The sequence below is a fragment of the Bacillus sp. CH_48 genome, from assembly GCF_038008465.1.
GTDB classification, from domain to species: domain Bacteria; phylum Bacillota; class Bacilli; order Bacillales; family Bacillaceae_G; genus Bacillus_A; species Bacillus_A thuringiensis_S.
The window spans coordinates 3,873,679-3,890,426 of the sequence record NZ_JBBOZF010000001.1 but is presented as its reverse complement, the minus strand read 5'-3'; the positions used below and the strand labels follow the sequence as shown (position 1 = coordinate 3,890,426).

Sequence of the window (16,748 nt, the reverse complement as noted above, 5' to 3'; positions counted from 1 at the left end):
CCGTTTCTACTATTTAATCATATGAAAAAACCTATTTTGAAATAGGCTTTTCTATTCCCCTTTATAATCATCCACAATCACTTGAATGATACGATAAGATTCTTCTGCCACCCTCTCATTACTATCCTTATTTGCGTCATATGTAATTAACGCCTTCCAAAGTGCCCATCCTCTCGCTCTATTCCATGTTTCTTCGTCCATACGTAACACTTCTTTAAATACGTTTCTACTATTTTCATCAAAAAATGTCCAAGCCATCGCCGCATCACATGCAGGATCTCCTACTCCTAAAATACCAAAATCAATTACAGCACAAAGCTTTCCATCTTTAACGAGTAAATTCCCTGGCGCTACATCTCCATGAACCCAAACTGGCTTACGGTCCCATGTTGAACTAAGTGCTACATTCCAAAGGTGCTTTAATAATGCCTCGTCAAAAACATCCTTATTATTTTCAATAGCAACTCTCGCCTCTTCATCATATACCGATATAAGTCCGCCCCGGTAAAAATTATGTGTTCCAGCTAAAGGTCCGTTACTCGCATCAATAGATTGCAATTCTACTAAAAAAGATCCTAAATCCGCTGCAAATTCATTTAAATCACGAACGTTTTGTTTCGTAACTGTTTCCCCCTCTATCCACTTATTAATAGACCAAGGCAATGGATACGCTTCAGACGGATTTCCTTTCGCAAGTGGGGTAGAAATCGGTAAAGAAAGCCTCTTACTTAATAGTGGTAACCACTTATTTTCTTTCTCTACTTGCGGTGCATATGCCACATCACTTGGCAATCTTACACTCATCTCATCCCCTAAGTGAAACGTCCTATTATCATGCCCACTAAACTTTACAGGTTTCACTTCTAAATGGGCCCATTCGGGAAACTGTTCCTGTATTAACTTTTCAACTAAACTTACATTAATTAGATGCATTCACATTCTCCTTTTCTTTTGAAACTTACTAAGCCCATCCGTACTTCCAACATATTCAAAACCATTTTTCTTATAAAAATCATTCAACGTACGATTATGCCCCACACAATCTAACTTCAAATACTCTTTATCACATTGCACATTCTCTTCTACCCACTGTAAAATCCATTCGCCTATTCCATTTCCCTTATACTTCCGTTTCACCGCAAATCTATGAATATATAATGAATTAGAAACTTCCTCTTTACCAAAAATATGTTCATCCCATTCATTTTGTTTAGGAGAAACTGTAACCGTACCAACTATTTCATCTTCTTTCAGAACAACATATGTATATTTTTCTCTTATACATTCTAGTATTTCAGCCGTAGCTTCCTCTCCTAAAAGATACTGCCACTGATCCACTTCTTTATATTGTAGCCATTGCGCTACTTCTTTTAATAAAAGGAGAATACTATCACTTTCAATTTCAGTAGCAATTCGAATTTCATGTTCTTTACTTATATTTCTCTCCATATTGCCGTTCCCCTTTCAAATTGCTACCATACTGACAAATGCGTCCTTCCATCATTTTCATCTGTAATATATTCTACATAAAATCCTTGATTCACTGCGTTTTCATACATCATTTCAATCTCTTCTTGGTTTTTCGCATAAATTTGTATATACTCACCATCCGCTACTAATACGACTACTTCACACTTACTCTCCTTAAATTCTTCAAATGTTGCAATTTCTCCTAGTACCTCTCCTTTTGGACATGCTTTTAAATCTAAAAATAAAAGATAATATATGTTATCTTTTATTAGCTTTTTTAATTCTGATCCTTCCATGATCTCGTTATCTTCTGAAAATAATTCTGAACCTAATTCATTCCCTATTATTATATAAGCTTCCTCCCTTCCCATGACTTGCCAATCAAATACAGTAATATCAATTGGCTTTAATACTTTCCAAAGTAAATTATCATATCCATCTAGAATATCTACTGTAATCCCTCTTTTCATATACTTGCTCCTAACTTATTCATTTTCATTTCATACATTATATATCAAATGTAATTACTATATTTTGTCGATACATATGTACATCATAAAAAAACCGCTCCACTACTAGCGAAACGGTTTCCTTCTGCTTACATTTAAATATTTCATTCAATTGTTGCACTACGTTTTAAAATATTTTTTAATATATGCACCACATCAGTCGTTCATTCTTAATGCTCACTTCGACTTCACGAAGTAATATAAAAACCATACTGCATGATTTTGTTCATCCGCAGCTATTCTCCGCAACAACTCTTTCAGATGTGCATCCGATGTCTCATCTGAAATTTCCAAATAAAAATCTACTGTTTTTTGTTCATCTTGTATAGCGAACTCTAATCCTTGTAAATACGTATTTGGGCAGTCTTCAGTAATTTGTGGTTTTGGCTGCCTACCAGTTAAACTCGTATAAATTTGTACAAAGTTGTGAAAATGCTTTATTTCATCATTACGAATTTCAAGAATTTGTTTTTGTTCTACTTGATTTGGAGCCATATTCGCTAATTTTGCATAGCAGCTTATAGCGCTATACTCTCCGTTTATAGCTTTTTCAATATCACTAATCAACTTATCATTTTGTCTATACCAATCATAATAATTCGAATTATACATCGTATCCCTCCATACTTTCGCTTAACATTTTATGCATTTAGAAATAGTAGGAGCCTGTGTATATAACGGGACGACTTTAGATTGAAAGTAAAGTTTGAGAAAAGGGTCTATTTTGCAAAGGAATTGCTTATTCATAAAGTGAAACTATAATCAATGGGGATTTTACTACACGGCAAATAGCGGATAAAATATCACTATTTTTTTGTACGCTGTTGCTATAAATTCGCGAATGAATCAGGTTTCCAACCAGATGTGGTGTTGAGATGCGAAGCTATTATGAATCCAGTCATATAACTAGGAGGTACCACTATGCCATCTTTATTTAAACCTATGGCCTTCCAGCTGAAAACCGAAAGACTTGAGCTTAGTATGTGGGAGGAATCCGATTCCGTTTGGCTGAGCAAATTAATTGGCGAACGTGGTGTGGACATTCCAGCCGTTGATTCCGTTCGTAACCGGCTCATTGAGATGCGCAAGAAGGCAGAGGAAAATGGCATTTCCCTTCTCACTATTCGAAGGCGCAATGAAGGCGATTTCATCGGATACTGCGGCTTAATTATCGGTCGTTCCACACTTGAAGAGCCGGAGATTGCATACGAGTTGTTCCGCAGCGCCCATGGTAAAGGTTATGCAACTGAGGCGGCATCCGTTGTACTGGACGCTGCGATTGCTACTGGGCGCCATAGACTTTGGTCGACTGTAGGCGCTTGGAATATCGCTTCACTCCGGGTACTAGAAAAGATAGGATTTAAGCGTCATCACAGTACGTGGGATGATGAACGTGGTGAGATTGTTTGGAACGTACGCGATTTTTAGAGATTCCGACTTAATTCTAAGGCGACAACAGCAGATACTCATTCTTCAGCTTTTAGATTTCATCACAAAAAAGCCGTTTCACTAATTTAGTGAAACGGCTTTTTTTAAGCGTTCAATTCTGTTTTATGCCCTTTTACTACACTACGTTTGAATGTAGTTGCTAATATAGTAACCATACTTACTATACCAATCCAAACGAGTACAGTAACAGGTGTATTCCAGCTTAATCCTTTTCCGAAGAAGAAGATTTCTCTTAGGCCTTCAATCATAAATTTCATTGGTAACCATGAGTAAACCCAGTCTTGATAAAACGGAGACAACATCTCAGGTGCTAACGATAATAACGGCGCTCCGAAGAATAGTAATAAAGCGAATAAACCGATTCCTTTTAGTCCAACTAATGAAAGTACCGCAGATATCATTAAGAAGAAACTAAAAGAAGTAATAGATAAGAATAGAGCTGTATCCGTGAAGTTCGAAATATTTAACCCTACCATCCCATCTGCAATCCATGTAAGACCAAACCCAATTACAAGTGTCGCAATAGCTCCTGTTACGATTTGTTTTACTTTTAACAGAAAGTTTTCTTTTCTTGAGCTTACTGGCATTTTACTAATCGCAATAAAAATAATCGCTGCACTAGCTAAACTTGCAATCCATAACGGTTGGAACAATGATATTGGTGAGTTACCGTTCGCACTATTTTTGCCGACCTCATTCACATTTTTCACGTTCTTTACAATAGGTGTTACTAATTTCTCAGCTTGGTCTGTTGTTACAGTAGCTCCTTTTGTTTTCAACCCTTCTAATATTTGTGTACGGACATTATTGTTCATATTATCAACGATCGCCTGTAATATTTGCCCTACCATAGTTGATGCAGCCGTATTCATTCCTTGATTAATATATATTTCTATCTCAGGTGAAGATGGCTGTGGTGTTCGTAACGATGCTTGTTTTGCACTAAATTCTTTCGGAATGACTAACGCTGCATAATACTCTTTATTATTTAGCCCTTTTTGAACTGCTTCCTTATTCTTCACTTCTACCCACTTTACCGCAGGTTCTTCATCTGATTTCGATGATTTTTTCACCGTATCAACAATTGTTTGCCCCATATTCATTTTCGGTTGATTTGGAATTTCTACACCTTGATCCTCATTTACAATTGCAATTGGCAAGTTTTTCGGCTGCGGTTGAACAGTTGGAAATAACGTTAATGAAAAAATAAAAACAACAAGCAGTGCAATAACTGGTGATAAAAATAAAAGTTTATTTTTAAACATTTTCTTTTTTCCTCCTTTAATTTGATTTATAATAATCAACAACGTGTTGTTTATTTATATTTTGAATTATATGTTCGAGTTGAACCATATACAATAATCAAAAATCGGGAATGTGTCGGTTATAAGACACATTTTCTAAATGTGTTGAGTAAAATTAAGGAGGGACATGCGTTGCGCGATAGCAATTTAGATTTGCGTGTTGTTCGTACGAAAACCGCCATACGAAATGCATTGGTGGAGCTAATTGAAGAAAAAGGTTTTGACGCCATTACAGTGAAAGATATTACAACGAAAGCAAACATTAATCGCGGTACTTTCTATGCGCACTATCAAGATAAATTTGATTTAATGACAAAATGCCAAGAAGACATTATGTACGAGTTTTCTAAAATTGCCAAACAGAAATTCCCGGAAGTTATTGCTGATCTTGGAACAAATCCTTCTCCAACAATGCCATTTATACTTATCACTTCTATTCTTGAATTTCTAAATGAAAATAGTGATTTTATGAGAGCTGTGCTTAGCCCAAATGGAGATTTATCTTTCCAAACAAAACTGAAAGATTTTATGTGGAAAACATTATTTGAAGATACGAATGGTCCTCTCATTAATAAGGAAAATTTACTTGTTCCAAGCGAATACTTAACTTCTTATATGGCATCTGCACATATAGGTGTCATACAGCAATGGTTAAATAATGGACAAAAAGAAACACCTGAGGAGATTGCTCGCTTTTTATCAACTATTGCAGTTCATGGACCTTTTTATGCGGCTGGTTTAAAGAAATAAGTCAGCTATATAATAAAAGGGCATCCACTATAATAGTGGATGCTCTTTTACTTACAACACTTCAATATACCCTTCTGTTCCATGTATCCGAATTCGTTGACCGTCTTTTATTCGTTTCGTAGCATTCTCTACTCCGACGACTGCTGGTAATCCATACTCACGTGCAATTACTGCTCCGTGCGTCATAAGCCCACCGACTTCTGTTACTAACCCTTTTATAGAAACAAACAAAGGTGTCCAGCCAGGATCGGTAAATGCCGTAACTAATATATCTCCCTCTTCCAAATTCGCGTCTTCCATATTTAAAATAACGCGTGCTCTCCCCTCAATCACTCCAGAAGAAACAGGCAAACCTACTATTGCTTCAGCTGGGAGATTTTCTCGTTTATATTTACCTGTAATGATTTCTCCATCAGACGTCATAACTCGCGGCGGCGTTAGTTTTTCATATAATTTGTACTCATTTTTTTGCTTATGAATAAGCTCGTAATCTAGTTTATTTGTGCGGACGACTTCGTGAAGTTCTTCAAAAGTTAAGTAGTATATATCATCGACTTCATGAATGACCCCGCTCTGCACAAGTTGCTTAGCTTCTTTCAATAACGCCTGCTTATATATAAAATAACGATTAATCATGCCGTATTTTGGATATTCACGATAACCGATACAATTACGGATGTTGCGAATCATTCGCTTCGTTTCTTCTACTTTTTGTTTTCCATCCGGCAAGTCTTGTAATCGATCTACTAACTCTTCTTCTTTTTTCAAAGCTTCCTGTAGTCCTTCTTCAAACTTTCGCTTACTAGCGCCAGCTTCAAAGTCTCTTATATTATTTAAAATCATCGGGATAATGATTGTTGGCTTTTCACTCCAGCGCGTTTTCGTAATGTCGATTTCTCCGCTGCATCTCATTCCATATTTGCTTAGAAACGCCTCGATTGCATCCCGAACTTTTTCCCCGCCTTTAAACTGAACTAATTCATCTAAAAAGCTGTCATCTTCTACATGCTGTAAATACGCAATGACTTCTGGATACGGCCGAATCACATCTGCAACATCTAATAATGCTAAACCCATTTCTGAAGTAATATTATTTTGTACGGATTGAGAAAGTGTATCTGCTGCATTTTTTTCACCTAGCCATTGCTCCATCTTTTCATTCATCCATGTTGAAGCATTCATACCAGCCATAATAACAGCTATACTTTGCGGGTTAAATAATACTTTCTTTAATTGCTGGATGTCTTGCAAAATAAAATCAAATACATCCACACCTGATTTCGTTTGCATGTTTCGTTTTAACTCTTCGATCGATTCTTGACTATTCTGTATTAAATTCGTAACGATTGCCGTATTATTTTCGATTTCTGTTTGCGAACTTGCAGGTTGCTTACTTTTACTAGCACTCTTTCCTTTTTCATCATCCGGTAACAATTGAATAAAATCATCTCGCTCGATTATAGTCGTTAATGCATCTCTTACGAGTGGATCCGATTTTCCTAAAGTGTTTATTAAGTAATCTCTGCTAGCAGGTAAAGCTAATTGTTGCGTAGCATCAACAAATAACCTGCCTCCCGCTTTACGCATAGGAGCACTAGTCGTTAACAAGAAAAAAGATAACCCAAGTGGTTTCATCGCATCGGTCATCATTTGTTGGTGACCAACCGATATATACACATGATTTTCCCCATCATTTACTCCTGGAATTGGATATAAAGTCGTAATCGGCCTGCTTTGGACTATATGAAATGTATCATCAACTAAACACCATTCAATATCTTGCGGACAACCAAAATAAACTTCGATTTGTCTTCCGATGCGTGCTAGTTGTAAAATTTGTTGTTCAGTAAGTGTTTGAACTTTTTGCTGATTAGGAGCAATTTTCTTTGTCTCTGTTCCGCCTTCTTTTCTTCCATAGATGGCTAATTTTTTCGTTGCGATGACCTTTCCGACGATTTCATCTTCTTTTACCTTATAATTATCGGCAGAAACCAATCCAGATACTAGCGCCTCGCCAAGTCCAAAGCTGGCATCGATTGACAACACCTTCCTATTCGAAGTAATCGGATCGGCAGTAAATAAAATCCCTGAAGCCACAGGGAAAACCATTTTTTGAACGACAACACATATAGAAACTTGATTATGATCAAAACCGTTTTGCATTCGGTATATAACCGCTCGATCTGTAAATAAAGAAGCCCAGCATTTTTTAATATGCTGCAAAATGCTTTCTTTTCCAATAATATTTAAATACGTATCTTGTTGACCAGCAAACGAGGCATACGGTAAATCTTCAGCAGTAGCACTCGAACGCACTGCATACGCATGTTCATCGCCAAAGCGAGAGAGATGATGAGCTACTGATTCCACTACATCAACTGGAATTTCCACCGCCATAATGACTTCTCTAATCTTCTTACTAATTTCACAAATTTGACCTCGTTCCTCAATTTTTAGCATCGTTAGCTGCTGCAACAAAATTTGAAGCCCTTCATTTTGCTCGATGGCCTTTTCATACCCTATCGTTGTAACACAAAATCCTTCTGGCACTTGTATCCCTTGAATGTTGGATAACTCCCCTAAATTCAAACCTTTTCCACCGACAAGTGAAAGGTACGTGTTTTCTATTTCCTGAAAATCGAGAACGAAAGAACTCATGTAACATCTCTCCTTACTTTACTTGTGTTCTTGATTGTATCAGTAGTAAATGAGAAGAAACAGTCTATTTCGAACTTGATTTACATGATATAATTAAGTTAGGAAGAGATAATCTTTTTTATTTATCCCCTCGAATTCACTTCAATTATATCTCCAAACTTAAACATTCTTTGATTATGAAAAGCATCGATACAAGTAATCGTCTTATTTAATGGATTTATATCAGCTACTGTTATGTAATTTTTGTATAAACTTACATTATAATATCCAGATGAATCTTTTATTAACTCGTAATCCCTCCTCAAAAAATAGTAGAAACTACAATTGTAAAATCAATATTTCCTGTTTGCACTTTATATAAATTGATATGAATCTCTCTTAATTCTAGGACTAAATTATTGTTTTTTAATCCCACATTAATTCTTTTCTCAAATTCGCCAAAATGAATTTTCAAGATTAGGGAACTATAATGTCGTATTAAAATATATTAAGGGGGAGAAAAATTGGACAATGAAATGAATTATGGAAGTGATTACAAGTTTATTCCAGCAACTTCAATTGAAAGTGGTCATGGCATTGAAGTATTGCCTGATTTATTTTGTTACACGATTCAAATCGTCAATATATGCTTTGCTGGAAATCCTGAGACCAATGATTTTGTTTTAGTTGATGCTGGAATGCCTAAATGTGCAAATAAAATTATCTCTATCGCTGAGGATCGATTTGGTACCAATAGTCGCCCAAAAGCCATTATTTTAACTCACGGCCATTTTGATCATGTTGGGGGAATAATTGAACTCATCAAGTATTGGGATGTTCCCGTCTATGCACATCAGATGGAGATACCGTTCCTGACCGGACAACAAAGCTATCCAGAACCAGACCCTACAGTTGAAGGTGGTATGGTAGCAAAAATGTCTCCTCTGTTCCCAAACGAACCAATTGACTTAGGAAATAACGTAAAAGCGCTACCTACCGATGGAACTGTTCCCCATATGCCAGAGTTTAGATGGATTCATACACCAGGACATACTCCAGGGCATATTTCATTATTCCGAGAAAAAGAACGAACTTTAATTGCTGGGGACGCTTTTGTTACAGTGAAACAGGAGTATCTGTATAAAGTAATAACTCAAGAACAGGAAATAAGCGGTCCGCCTCGTTATTTAACAACAGACTGGAAAGCCGCTAAAGAGTCAGTTATTAAGCTAGAGAAGTTAAAGCCTCTAACCGCTGTTACTGGACATGGGATACCGATGTCGGGTGAATTGCTATCAACAAGCCTCAAAACACTCGTTCAAGAATTTGATAAAATCGCTTTACCCGATTATGGAAAATATGTAGACTAAAAGATACATTAAGCATGAAAATAATTTTTATTCTTATATTTAAGAAACAAAATCAAAACGGAAAAAATTATTAAGTTTAATAAAAAACACTGTACTTAGGCAACATCTCTATTATTAGAATAGAACTACGCCTTGTGAATAAAACTCGATATTCCTCAAATACTATCTGTAGTATAAGCCCGCTTCTTACCCAGGTTGTACTTCTTACCATAAAAAAGAGCAGTCATAATAATGAAGTGACCCCTAAAAGTTAGACACGGTTATTTCATTAGGCAGCTTGATAAAAGTGAGTCCGGTATTGTACCGGACTCATTTTTAATTTTGCCTTAATCCGTTTCGTATTATAATAATCTATATATTTTTCTAATTCTATTTTAAAGTGCTCTACATTTTCAAATTCTTTTATGTAGAGGAACTCCGACTTCATAATCCCAAAGAAATTTTCTATTACTGCGTTGTCGTAACAGTTGCCTTTTCGAGACATACTCTGGACGATAGCTCTTGATTCAAGAGTACGGACGTACTGTCTCATTTGATAATGCCATCCTTGATCCGAATGCATCAGTAGCTGGTGCGTTTCAGGTAAACGTTCCAATGCTTTCTCTAACATGTCTGAAACAAGCGAATACGTCGGTCTAGAACCAATTGTATAGGTAATAATTTCACCATTATACAAATCTAATACAGGTGATACATACAGTTTTTCTCCAAACAATTTAAACTCTGTGATGTCTGTTACCCACTTTTGATTCGGTGCATCTGTATGAAAATTACGCTCTAAAATATTAGGTGCAATTCTACCGACTTTTCCTTTATAGGATTTATATTTCTTCATACGCACAACACACTTTAACCCAAGCTCTTTCATAATGCGCTGAACCTTCTTGTGGTTCACTTTCTGGCCACGATTCGTTAATTCATCACAAATGCGACGGTAACCATAACGACCTTCATTTTCCTCATAAATCGCTTTAATCTCAGCTTTCAAATCGGCATCTACATCTGGACGATTCATTTTCTTTACTAAATCATAATACGTGCTTCGAGGAATAGTAGCTAGCTCCACGAGTGCCTTCACCGAATATTTATGCCTTAATTCATAGACTACTTGCGCTTTGTCTTGTTTTGTGACTTTTCCTTGTTTCGAACTAAGGCATTTAACTTTTTTAAGTACTCATTTTCCATCTCAAGCTGTTTAATGCGTGCTTCAAGTGCTTCGACTGACCCTTCAGCTAAAGGTTGTTTTAATTGTTTATTTGAATCTTTTTTCATGGATGGACGCCCCTTTTTCTTAGATTGAAGGGCATCAATTCCTTGTGTTTCGAGCTGTTTTTTCCAAACAGAAATCGTTGAAGGGGCAGGAATATTAAAGATAGCTGCCGTCTCAAATAAGGACATACCGTTTTCAATCATAAAGTTTAGTACGTCTAGTTTAAATTGTTGTGTGTAATTTGTACATCGTTTTAGAAAAGCTTCCAGACCATTCTGTTTATATTGGTTTACCCAATTCAAAATGATTGTGTCACTTATACCGAGCGATTTACCCATTTCTCGATAACTTTCATTTCCGTTCAAATAACGTAGAACGATTTGTATTTTTTCATCAGCTGTAAATTTAGCCATAGAAAAACTGCTCTTTTTACTTTTAACATACTTTTTTTAATTTTGTTCATACCATACTTAATCCATAATACAGTTTAACTAAATTTCATTTCAAAGTTTTTAGTTTCAAAAAATCCGATACATCCCATGACCTTACTACATTATTAACTTTTGTTCGCTGTCTGCTACCCCTAGACCATTGCAAACAAAGTATAAAAATAAGAACAATATCAACGAAATCGCCGCCATAATACATCAGCACGCCCCCAATTTCTGCTTGTTCAGTAACTACACCAGCAGGCGGATGAGCATATATGTATTTTGATAATATCCCATGACCAGCTGATGCAATTATTAAAATAATTGATCGGTACATATAGCTATACCTATGGGATATTAAATCAACATAAATCATTGATGTGGTAAACAGATATCCTGCAATAAAAACGTGGAAATGTATGAACAAATGAAGAAGTATACTTTCGTGCATCATCGAGTATAAGCTAGTCGTATAGAGAATCCATAGTCCTCCTAAATTAAGCAAGGTTGCGATAATTGGATGAGTAAGAAGTTGTAGAGGCCTACTCTTTAGTATCCTTGAAAGACGTCGCGCTGTTCTCACATTGAACGTTCGTAAAAAAAGAGTCATTGGAGCGGCTAATGCTATAAAAATTGGAGCAAGCATCCCAAGGAGTAAATGCACAAGCATATGCACTGTGAAATCATTATGAGCACGATGAGCTAAGGGCCCAACAACTGCTATTGCCACACAAATAAGTCCTAAAATCCAGAAGACACTTCGATATAACGACCATCGTTTGTAATGGCGATTTGATAAAATCGTGGCTACTATATAAATTATTAACATAATTAAAATGAATACGAATACTAAAATATCCAGTACATTCCATATTTCATGATGAAGATGGTTATTATTCATTTAAGCTTTTACCTCTCAATAATCTTTCATCAGTTCTTGTCTGAAAAACTAGCAGAATGCCAATTAAGAGCATTACAGTCGCAATTATATTCCATATTACGTCGTAGATAAGAACATTATCTACGTATCGAATCTGATGTATTTTCATTAGTTTGTGTTGAATTATACCGTCATATAATTGAAATCCACCACTACCAAGCATTAATCCGCTCCACCATCTTTTCAACCAAAATGCATTTCTACGGCGAAGATCAGCAACCATAAACAAGGAACCAATCGTTGCAAACCAACTAAAAGCATGAAAAAGACCATCTGAAATGAGTCCAATATCTGTTGTAGATTTATCATAGAAATGGTGCCAATGTAGCAGTTGATGAAAAATAGTTTCATCTATAAAAGCTACTAACCCTAGCCCAAACAAGATACCTGACCATAGATTACGGGTCAAATAAACAGAAGAGGTTAAATAGCTTGTATTATCGGTTTTGGTAACCATTAAATCCTATCCTTTCCACTAATGTATATTCTTATTTTTCCCAAAAGAAAAACGTGCTAAACATACTTAGTACCAAAGGAAAATAACATTCAATTAGATGTATCATATAAATACTTATTCTCAAGCGTATTTAATATTTTATTAAAACTCACTAAAAAAGCTTTAAGTGGTTCACCATTCTAAAATAGAGCTAGTATAATTTCTTTAACATTTTAGAATCAATCTATCTTTTTAGCATTTAATCAATTTATTAACAATGGAAATTACCATATAGTCTTAACTATTTGATCCTCTATAAATAAACTATAGTTTTTCTCTAATGATAATTTCCAAATCTTCATTTTAATATTGCATTTGTATTGCCTTTTGCACATTTTGAACATCATTTTTTAATAGTTGCTTTAAATCATAAGCTGGATAGTAACCACGCTCATACATAAAGTTAAAAACCTGTGCATGTAATTGTATAGCATCATTTATTTGACGGGTTAAAACTTCTCTAAGTCGCGGCGTTGCAGTTTCGGTAATCGCTATTGCATAGTTTCGAACAGATGTCTTTGCTAATCCAAGTAAATCTCCAGCGTAAAATCCAGTGTCATCACGATGCTGCGATTGAAATCCAGGAGCATAAGGATAAAATTGTACTAACTCTTGTAGATTGTTTTGGATGGCATTTATAGCTTTAATATATAACGATTGAAGTGCTTGATTAGGTACATTCCTAACTGATTTTTTTAATTTGATTAAACCGTTTGCTTGAAATGCTACTAATTCATGTAACTCCAATGTTTCATGCCAAGCTAGCTGATTAGGATAAGACATAGACGTTCCCCCTTAATATTCATTCATGCTACACTATGCAAAAAAATTCAAAAAGGGCCTATACTACATGAATTCATTTCAATCTAATTCATGATTGCTTATTATCCTTCTATGTTAATCACAATAAAGTATCCTTAATTCCTCTTCCCTACTTTTTTATATCCTTAATTTTGATTTTCAAAATGACTTCTTCGCCTTTACAATCTATAAATTTAATTTTTTCTTCCTTAAAAATCCCCATCATAATACATCCCTTCTTGTTTCGTTATAAACCATATTAGTTAGAAAATATAAATTTGAACATTGTACCTACATATTCCTTATATATTTTTCAAATTTTATAGCTACTTAAATTTATACGTTATTAAAGATCAACTATTAAAGTAACTACATTGAAGGGGATTCTTCATTAAATCATTTTATTTTTATAGATTAAAAAACAATTATTCTAGTCGTGTTAGTCACCTATTCTTAAATAATTAATAGGTTATATATTATGACTTAGGAGGGATAAAAAGATGACTATGCTTTATAATAAAGACTCTTTACAAAAAAATATTATTACCCTTCCACATTGGCAACGAGAAGCTTTCCGTTCTTTTAAATTAAAAATGACAGATAAAGATAAACCTTTCCCTTGTATACCAGCTCAACACGGCTTTACAGCAAATCACCTCAGGTACGGATTTATTGGTGATCCTAGAGATACGAATACTAGCGAGGATTTTGCTGCATTACTTAAAGAATATACTGAATGTTCTAGAGACACAGGTCAATACGCCTCACTCATTGTTTTTATTCATACACCAACAGATTTAAAGCAAGAAACTACCGTTGAGGATTTTGAACATATTTATTGGTCTCTACTTAATACAACTAGCCGTTTGGACGAGATGGAATGGCCTATGCACATTCCAAATGATCCTATGGAAAACACTTGGGAATTTTGCTTTCATAATGAATCATATTTTGTTTACTGCGCTACACCTGCCCATGTCAATAGACAAAGTAGACATTTTTCATGTATGATGCTTGCTTTAACTCCTAGGTGGGTTTTACAGGGAATTATGAATTCTGAGAAACGCAGTAGAAAACTAAAAAACTTAATACGTCAACGTCTAGCCGCTTATGACAAAGCTCCTATTCACCCTTCTCTTAAAGATTATGGTGAAAAAGATAATTATGAATGGCAACAATATTTTTTACGTGATGATGAAACAATTCCATCCAAGTGTCCCTTTTCTCGAATAATAAAATACTTGCATAAAAATAAGTAACCCACTCCACTTTTTATTATTTAGTTGTACAAACTTTAACCACTGAATAGATTTAATATAGATCAAATTTAGTGGGAGGAGCATATCATACGTGGGCATATTTTTAAGCTATGTTTTCTTAGGTTTATCATTATCTGCTCCAATGGGGCCTATTAATGCTGCACAGTTAGAAAAAGGTATTAGGAGTGGTTTTTTTCACGCTTGGATTCTTGGCATAGGAGCCTTACTTGCAGATGTCATCTACATGGTACTTATTTATTTAGGTGTCATTCATTTCCTCGAAAAAGATATTATAAAACTTTTCTTATGGTCTTTCGGCGCTTTTGTTTTAATCTATACAGGTATCGAAAGTTTAAAAAATGCAAATCAAATTAGCATTAGTAATACGAGAAATGATGATTCAGTTATTAAAAGCTTTTTTTCTGGTTTTTTTATGTCCTTATCTAATCCATTAACAATTCTATTTTGGCTTGGAATTTTCGGCTCTATATTAGCAAAAGCCGCTTCTTCCTATAATAAAGAGCAGCTTTTGTTATATAGTTTCGGGATTATTTTAGGCATTTTTATTTGGGATATTACGATGGCAAGTACATCTAGTATATTTCGTAAAATTTTGAATGCACGTATATTGTCTCTTATAACAGTAGTATCTGGAATATCACTTATTATTTATGGATTATATTTTGGTTTTCAAACTTACCAAATCATTTTTCAATAACTTCTATTATTTAGTTCTGACATACTATTCATGGTGTGAAAAGAAAGATACTTCATATAGCTGGATTCCTTTTTCGTGAGACAAAATGAACAATTATAGTAACAATAATAACTATTCCTAAAAACAACAAGCTCACTAAGAAACCAAAACGCGTTGTTTTTTGTAATAGTGTTCCACTAACAGCTAGTGCAATCATAATAAGACCAATAATACTTTTTATCTGCATCCACCCTTTTGGATTCATTAGTCTCCAAAAGGAAAGAAGGATTAAACTCCATGTATATAACAACATTAATCCAGCTGCAGTTGTTACATATTCATATATATTTTTTGGTAGTAATAAAGCACTAAGGATAGAAGCACCAAGCCCCATTATAATAAGAATTAAAGCTGGAAACGAGATATTTTTCTTGTTTTTTTTCGCAAACATCGCAGGTGCATCACCTTCTTCAGCTAAGTTCATTAATACACTTGTCACTGCAAATAATGAACCAACTAACGTTGAAAAACCCGCTAAAATTAATACTACATTTAAAATAAATGGCACATACGGCAAATTATAGTCTTGTAATGCTATTACAAAAGGACTTTCTTTCGTATTAAACTGATTTAACGGAACCATCATAATTGCCAACCCTAAAGAGACTACGTAAATAATCGTTAAAATCATTAACATTACTCTCCCTGATTTTTGTGCATCTTTAGGGTCTTTCAGTCTTATTGTCATTAACCCCATAATTTCGATTCCTCCAAATGCATAAAATGCATAAATCAGAGAGGACCAAGTGCCTTTTAATCCATTTGGGAACCAATCTTTAAAATTCCGTGGAATTTGCGCCTTATATAAACCACCCTTTATAAATCCTAAAATAACCAAAATAGCAATCACAATGAACCCTATAATAGCCGCGATTTTTATAATAGCCATCCATTTTTCTAAACGTTCGAATATTTTTACCCCTATAAAAATAATTAATATAGCCGCTACTCCATATACAGCAGCAAATATCCATAGTGGTATTTTAGGGAACCAGTAACGTGAAAAGATTCCTAACGCACTTAACTGGCTGCCCATAATAAGCAACTCCGAACACCAATATGTCCATCCGTGACTAAAACCCGCCCAATTTCCAAAAGCTTTTCTTGAATAAATGCGAAACGATCCTTTTTGCGGATCTTCCACAGCCATTTTTGCCAATGCTTCAAATACAATATATGTAGTGAATCCAGTTAAAATCAAAATAAGAATAATTGAAGATCCACCTATTTTAATCCCTATACTGGATCCTAAAAAAAAGCCCGTTCCTATCGTACAACCAATTCCAATAAGTGAGAGTTGCCACCATTTTAAATCTTTTTTTTCTTTCGTTTCGTTCTTAACATCATGACAGGTCATATTACGAT

The 16,748-nt window shown here is 34.9% G+C and carries 16 protein-coding genes; 5 read left to right on the top strand and 11 right to left on the bottom strand.

Going from position 1 to position 16,748, the window contains the following annotated elements:
• Nucleotides 1-51: 51 nt before the first annotated feature.
• The 4 genes from N2V92_RS19470 to N2V92_RS19455 form a co-directional block, all read right to left on the bottom strand.
• Entirely contained in the window at nt 52-933 is an 882-nt protein-coding gene (locus tag N2V92_RS19470) for an aminoglycoside phosphotransferase family protein (RefSeq protein WP_000550180.1), read from the bottom strand.
• Nucleotides 934-1,449 (bottom strand): GNAT family N-acetyltransferase, encoded by a 516-nt coding sequence (locus N2V92_RS19465; protein ID WP_000440746.1) that lies wholly within the window; start codon nt 1,447-1,449, stop codon nt 934-936.
• Between the two features lie 23 nt (nt 1,450-1,472).
• Nucleotides 1,473-1,940 carry a DUF2691 family protein gene (locus N2V92_RS19460; protein ID WP_000820199.1) on the bottom strand — a complete coding sequence of 156 codons (468 nt, stop codon included), beginning with the start codon at nt 1,938-1,940 and terminating at the stop codon, nt 1,473-1,475.
• Between the two features lie 216 nt (nt 1,941-2,156).
• Nucleotides 2,157-2,591 carry a ferritin-like domain-containing protein gene (locus N2V92_RS19455; RefSeq protein ID WP_000282834.1) on the bottom strand — a complete coding sequence of 145 codons (435 nt, stop codon included), beginning with the start codon at nt 2,589-2,591 and terminating at the stop codon, nt 2,157-2,159.
• Nucleotides 2,592-2,900: 309 nt separating this feature from the next.
• On the opposite strand from N2V92_RS19455, the gene N2V92_RS19450 reads away from it, so the two are divergent.
• Nucleotides 2,901-3,407, top strand: coding sequence for a GNAT family N-acetyltransferase (locus N2V92_RS19450; protein ID WP_001139518.1), 507 nt, complete (start codon nt 2,901-2,903; stop codon nt 3,405-3,407).
• A gap of 104 nt (nt 3,408-3,511) precedes the next feature.
• On the opposite strand, the gene N2V92_RS19445 is transcribed toward N2V92_RS19450, so the two are convergent.
• Nucleotides 3,512-4,693 carry a YhgE/Pip domain-containing protein gene (locus tag N2V92_RS19445; protein WP_000475847.1) on the bottom strand — a complete coding sequence of 394 codons (1,182 nt, stop codon included), beginning with the start codon at nt 4,691-4,693 and terminating at the stop codon, nt 3,512-3,514.
• A 171-nt stretch (nt 4,694-4,864) separates the two neighbouring features.
• Here N2V92_RS19445 and N2V92_RS19440 point away from each other — a divergent pair, with 171 nt between their 5' ends.
• On the top strand, nt 4,865-5,482 hold the full coding sequence (locus N2V92_RS19440) for a TetR/AcrR family transcriptional regulator (RefSeq protein ID WP_001205690.1): 618 nt from the start codon (nt 4,865-4,867) through the stop codon (nt 5,480-5,482).
• A 51-nt stretch (nt 5,483-5,533) separates the two neighbouring features.
• Here N2V92_RS19440 and ppsA read toward each other — a convergent pair whose 3' ends face one another.
• Nucleotides 5,534-8,140 carry a phosphoenolpyruvate synthase gene (ppsA, locus tag N2V92_RS19435; protein WP_000094221.1) on the bottom strand — a complete coding sequence of 869 codons (2,607 nt, stop codon included), beginning with the start codon at nt 8,138-8,140 and terminating at the stop codon, nt 5,534-5,536.
• Between the two features lie 503 nt (nt 8,141-8,643).
• Between ppsA and N2V92_RS19430 the strand changes: the two genes are divergently transcribed.
• Nucleotides 8,644-9,489: an MBL fold metallo-hydrolase gene (locus tag N2V92_RS19430; protein ID WP_000368266.1), complete on the top strand. Its 846-nt coding sequence runs from the start codon at nt 8,644-8,646 to the stop codon at nt 9,487-9,489.
• A 268-nt stretch (nt 9,490-9,757) separates the two neighbouring features.
• Here the strand turns inward: N2V92_RS19430 and N2V92_RS19425 are convergent.
• The 4 genes from N2V92_RS19425 to cotF all read right to left on the bottom strand — a co-directional run bounded on the left by N2V92_RS19425 (nt 9,758) and on the right by cotF (nt 13,349).
• A protein-coding gene (locus tag N2V92_RS19425; protein ID WP_152619291.1) for an IS3 family transposase occupies nt 9,758-11,112 on the bottom strand; the annotation gives its coding sequence in 2 pieces (ribosomal slippage) (nt 9,758-10,659 and nt 10,659-11,112; 1,356 coding nt in all).
• 85 nt (nt 11,113-11,197) lie between these two features.
• Complete coding sequence (locus N2V92_RS19420) at nt 11,198-12,031, bottom strand: cytochrome c oxidase assembly protein (RefSeq protein ID WP_001063503.1); 834 nt, start codon at nt 12,029-12,031, stop codon at nt 11,198-11,200.
• The gene (locus N2V92_RS19415; protein WP_000256786.1) at nt 12,024-12,527 is read right to left on the bottom strand and encodes a DUF2243 domain-containing protein; all 504 of its coding nucleotides are present in this window, start codon (nt 12,525-12,527) and stop codon (nt 12,024-12,026) included. Before N2V92_RS19415 ends, N2V92_RS19420 begins: the two co-directional genes overlap by 8 nt.
• A gap of 342 nt (nt 12,528-12,869) precedes the next feature.
• Complete coding sequence (gene cotF / locus N2V92_RS19410) at nt 12,870-13,349, bottom strand: spore coat protein CotF (protein WP_000121389.1); 480 nt, start codon at nt 13,347-13,349, stop codon at nt 12,870-12,872.
• A 518-nt stretch (nt 13,350-13,867) separates the two neighbouring features.
• On the opposite strand from cotF, the gene N2V92_RS19405 reads away from it, so the two are divergent.
• Together N2V92_RS19405 and N2V92_RS19400 are read left to right on the top strand one after the other, a co-directional pair.
• On the top strand, nt 13,868-14,626 hold the full coding sequence (locus N2V92_RS19405; RefSeq protein WP_000178296.1) for a YqcI/YcgG family protein: 759 nt from the start codon (nt 13,868-13,870) through the stop codon (nt 14,624-14,626).
• Nucleotides 14,627-14,717: 91 nt separating this feature from the next.
• Nucleotides 14,718-15,344 carry a LysE family transporter gene (locus N2V92_RS19400; protein WP_000510856.1) on the top strand — a complete coding sequence of 209 codons (627 nt, stop codon included), beginning with the start codon at nt 14,718-14,720 and terminating at the stop codon, nt 15,342-15,344.
• Nucleotides 15,345-15,396: 52 nt separating this feature from the next.
• Here the strand turns inward: N2V92_RS19400 and N2V92_RS19395 are convergent, their stop codons facing one another.
• Nucleotides 15,397-16,740, bottom strand: a complete 1,344-nt coding sequence (locus N2V92_RS19395) for an amino acid permease (protein WP_000128224.1) — start codon at nt 16,738-16,740, stop codon at nt 15,397-15,399.
• Nucleotides 16,741-16,748 lie beyond the last annotated feature (8 nt).

What these genes read in the sequence shown, in the direction of transcription:
- N2V92_RS19445 (WP_000475847.1), bottom strand. Translation starts at nt 4,693, where the DNA reads ATGTTTAAAAATAAACTTTTATTTTTATCACCAGTTATTGCACTGCTT.
- N2V92_RS19405 (WP_000178296.1), top strand. Translation starts at nt 13,868, where the DNA reads ATGACTATGCTTTATAATAAAGACTCTTTACAAAAAAATATTATTACC.
- N2V92_RS19450 (WP_001139518.1), top strand. Translation starts at nt 2,901, where the DNA reads ATGCCATCTTTATTTAAACCTATGGCCTTCCAGCTGAAAACCGAAAGA.
- N2V92_RS19420 (WP_001063503.1), bottom strand. Translation starts at nt 12,031, where the DNA reads ATGAATAATAACCATCTTCATCATGAAATATGGAATGTACTGGATATT.
- cotF (WP_000121389.1), bottom strand. Translation starts at nt 13,349, where the DNA reads ATGTCTTATCCTAATCAGCTAGCTTGGCATGAAACATTGGAGTTACAT.
- N2V92_RS19470 (WP_000550180.1), bottom strand. Translation starts at nt 933, where the DNA reads ATGCATCTAATTAATGTAAGTTTAGTTGAAAAGTTAATACAGGAACAG.
- N2V92_RS19460 (WP_000820199.1), bottom strand. Translation starts at nt 1,940, where the DNA reads ATGAAAAGAGGGATTACAGTAGATATTCTAGATGGATATGATAATTTA.
- N2V92_RS19395 (WP_000128224.1), bottom strand. Translation starts at nt 16,740, where the DNA reads ATGACCTGTCATGATGTTAAGAACGAAACGAAAGAAAAAAAAGATTTA.
- N2V92_RS19415 (WP_000256786.1), bottom strand. Translation starts at nt 12,527, where the DNA reads ATGGTTACCAAAACCGATAATACAAGCTATTTAACCTCTTCTGTTTAT.
- N2V92_RS19465 (WP_000440746.1), bottom strand. Translation starts at nt 1,449, where the DNA reads ATGGAGAGAAATATAAGTAAAGAACATGAAATTCGAATTGCTACTGAA.
- ppsA (WP_000094221.1), bottom strand. Translation starts at nt 8,140, where the DNA reads ATGAGTTCTTTCGTTCTCGATTTTCAGGAAATAGAAAACACGTACCTT.
- N2V92_RS19455 (WP_000282834.1), bottom strand. Translation starts at nt 2,591, where the DNA reads ATGTATAATTCGAATTATTATGATTGGTATAGACAAAATGATAAGTTG.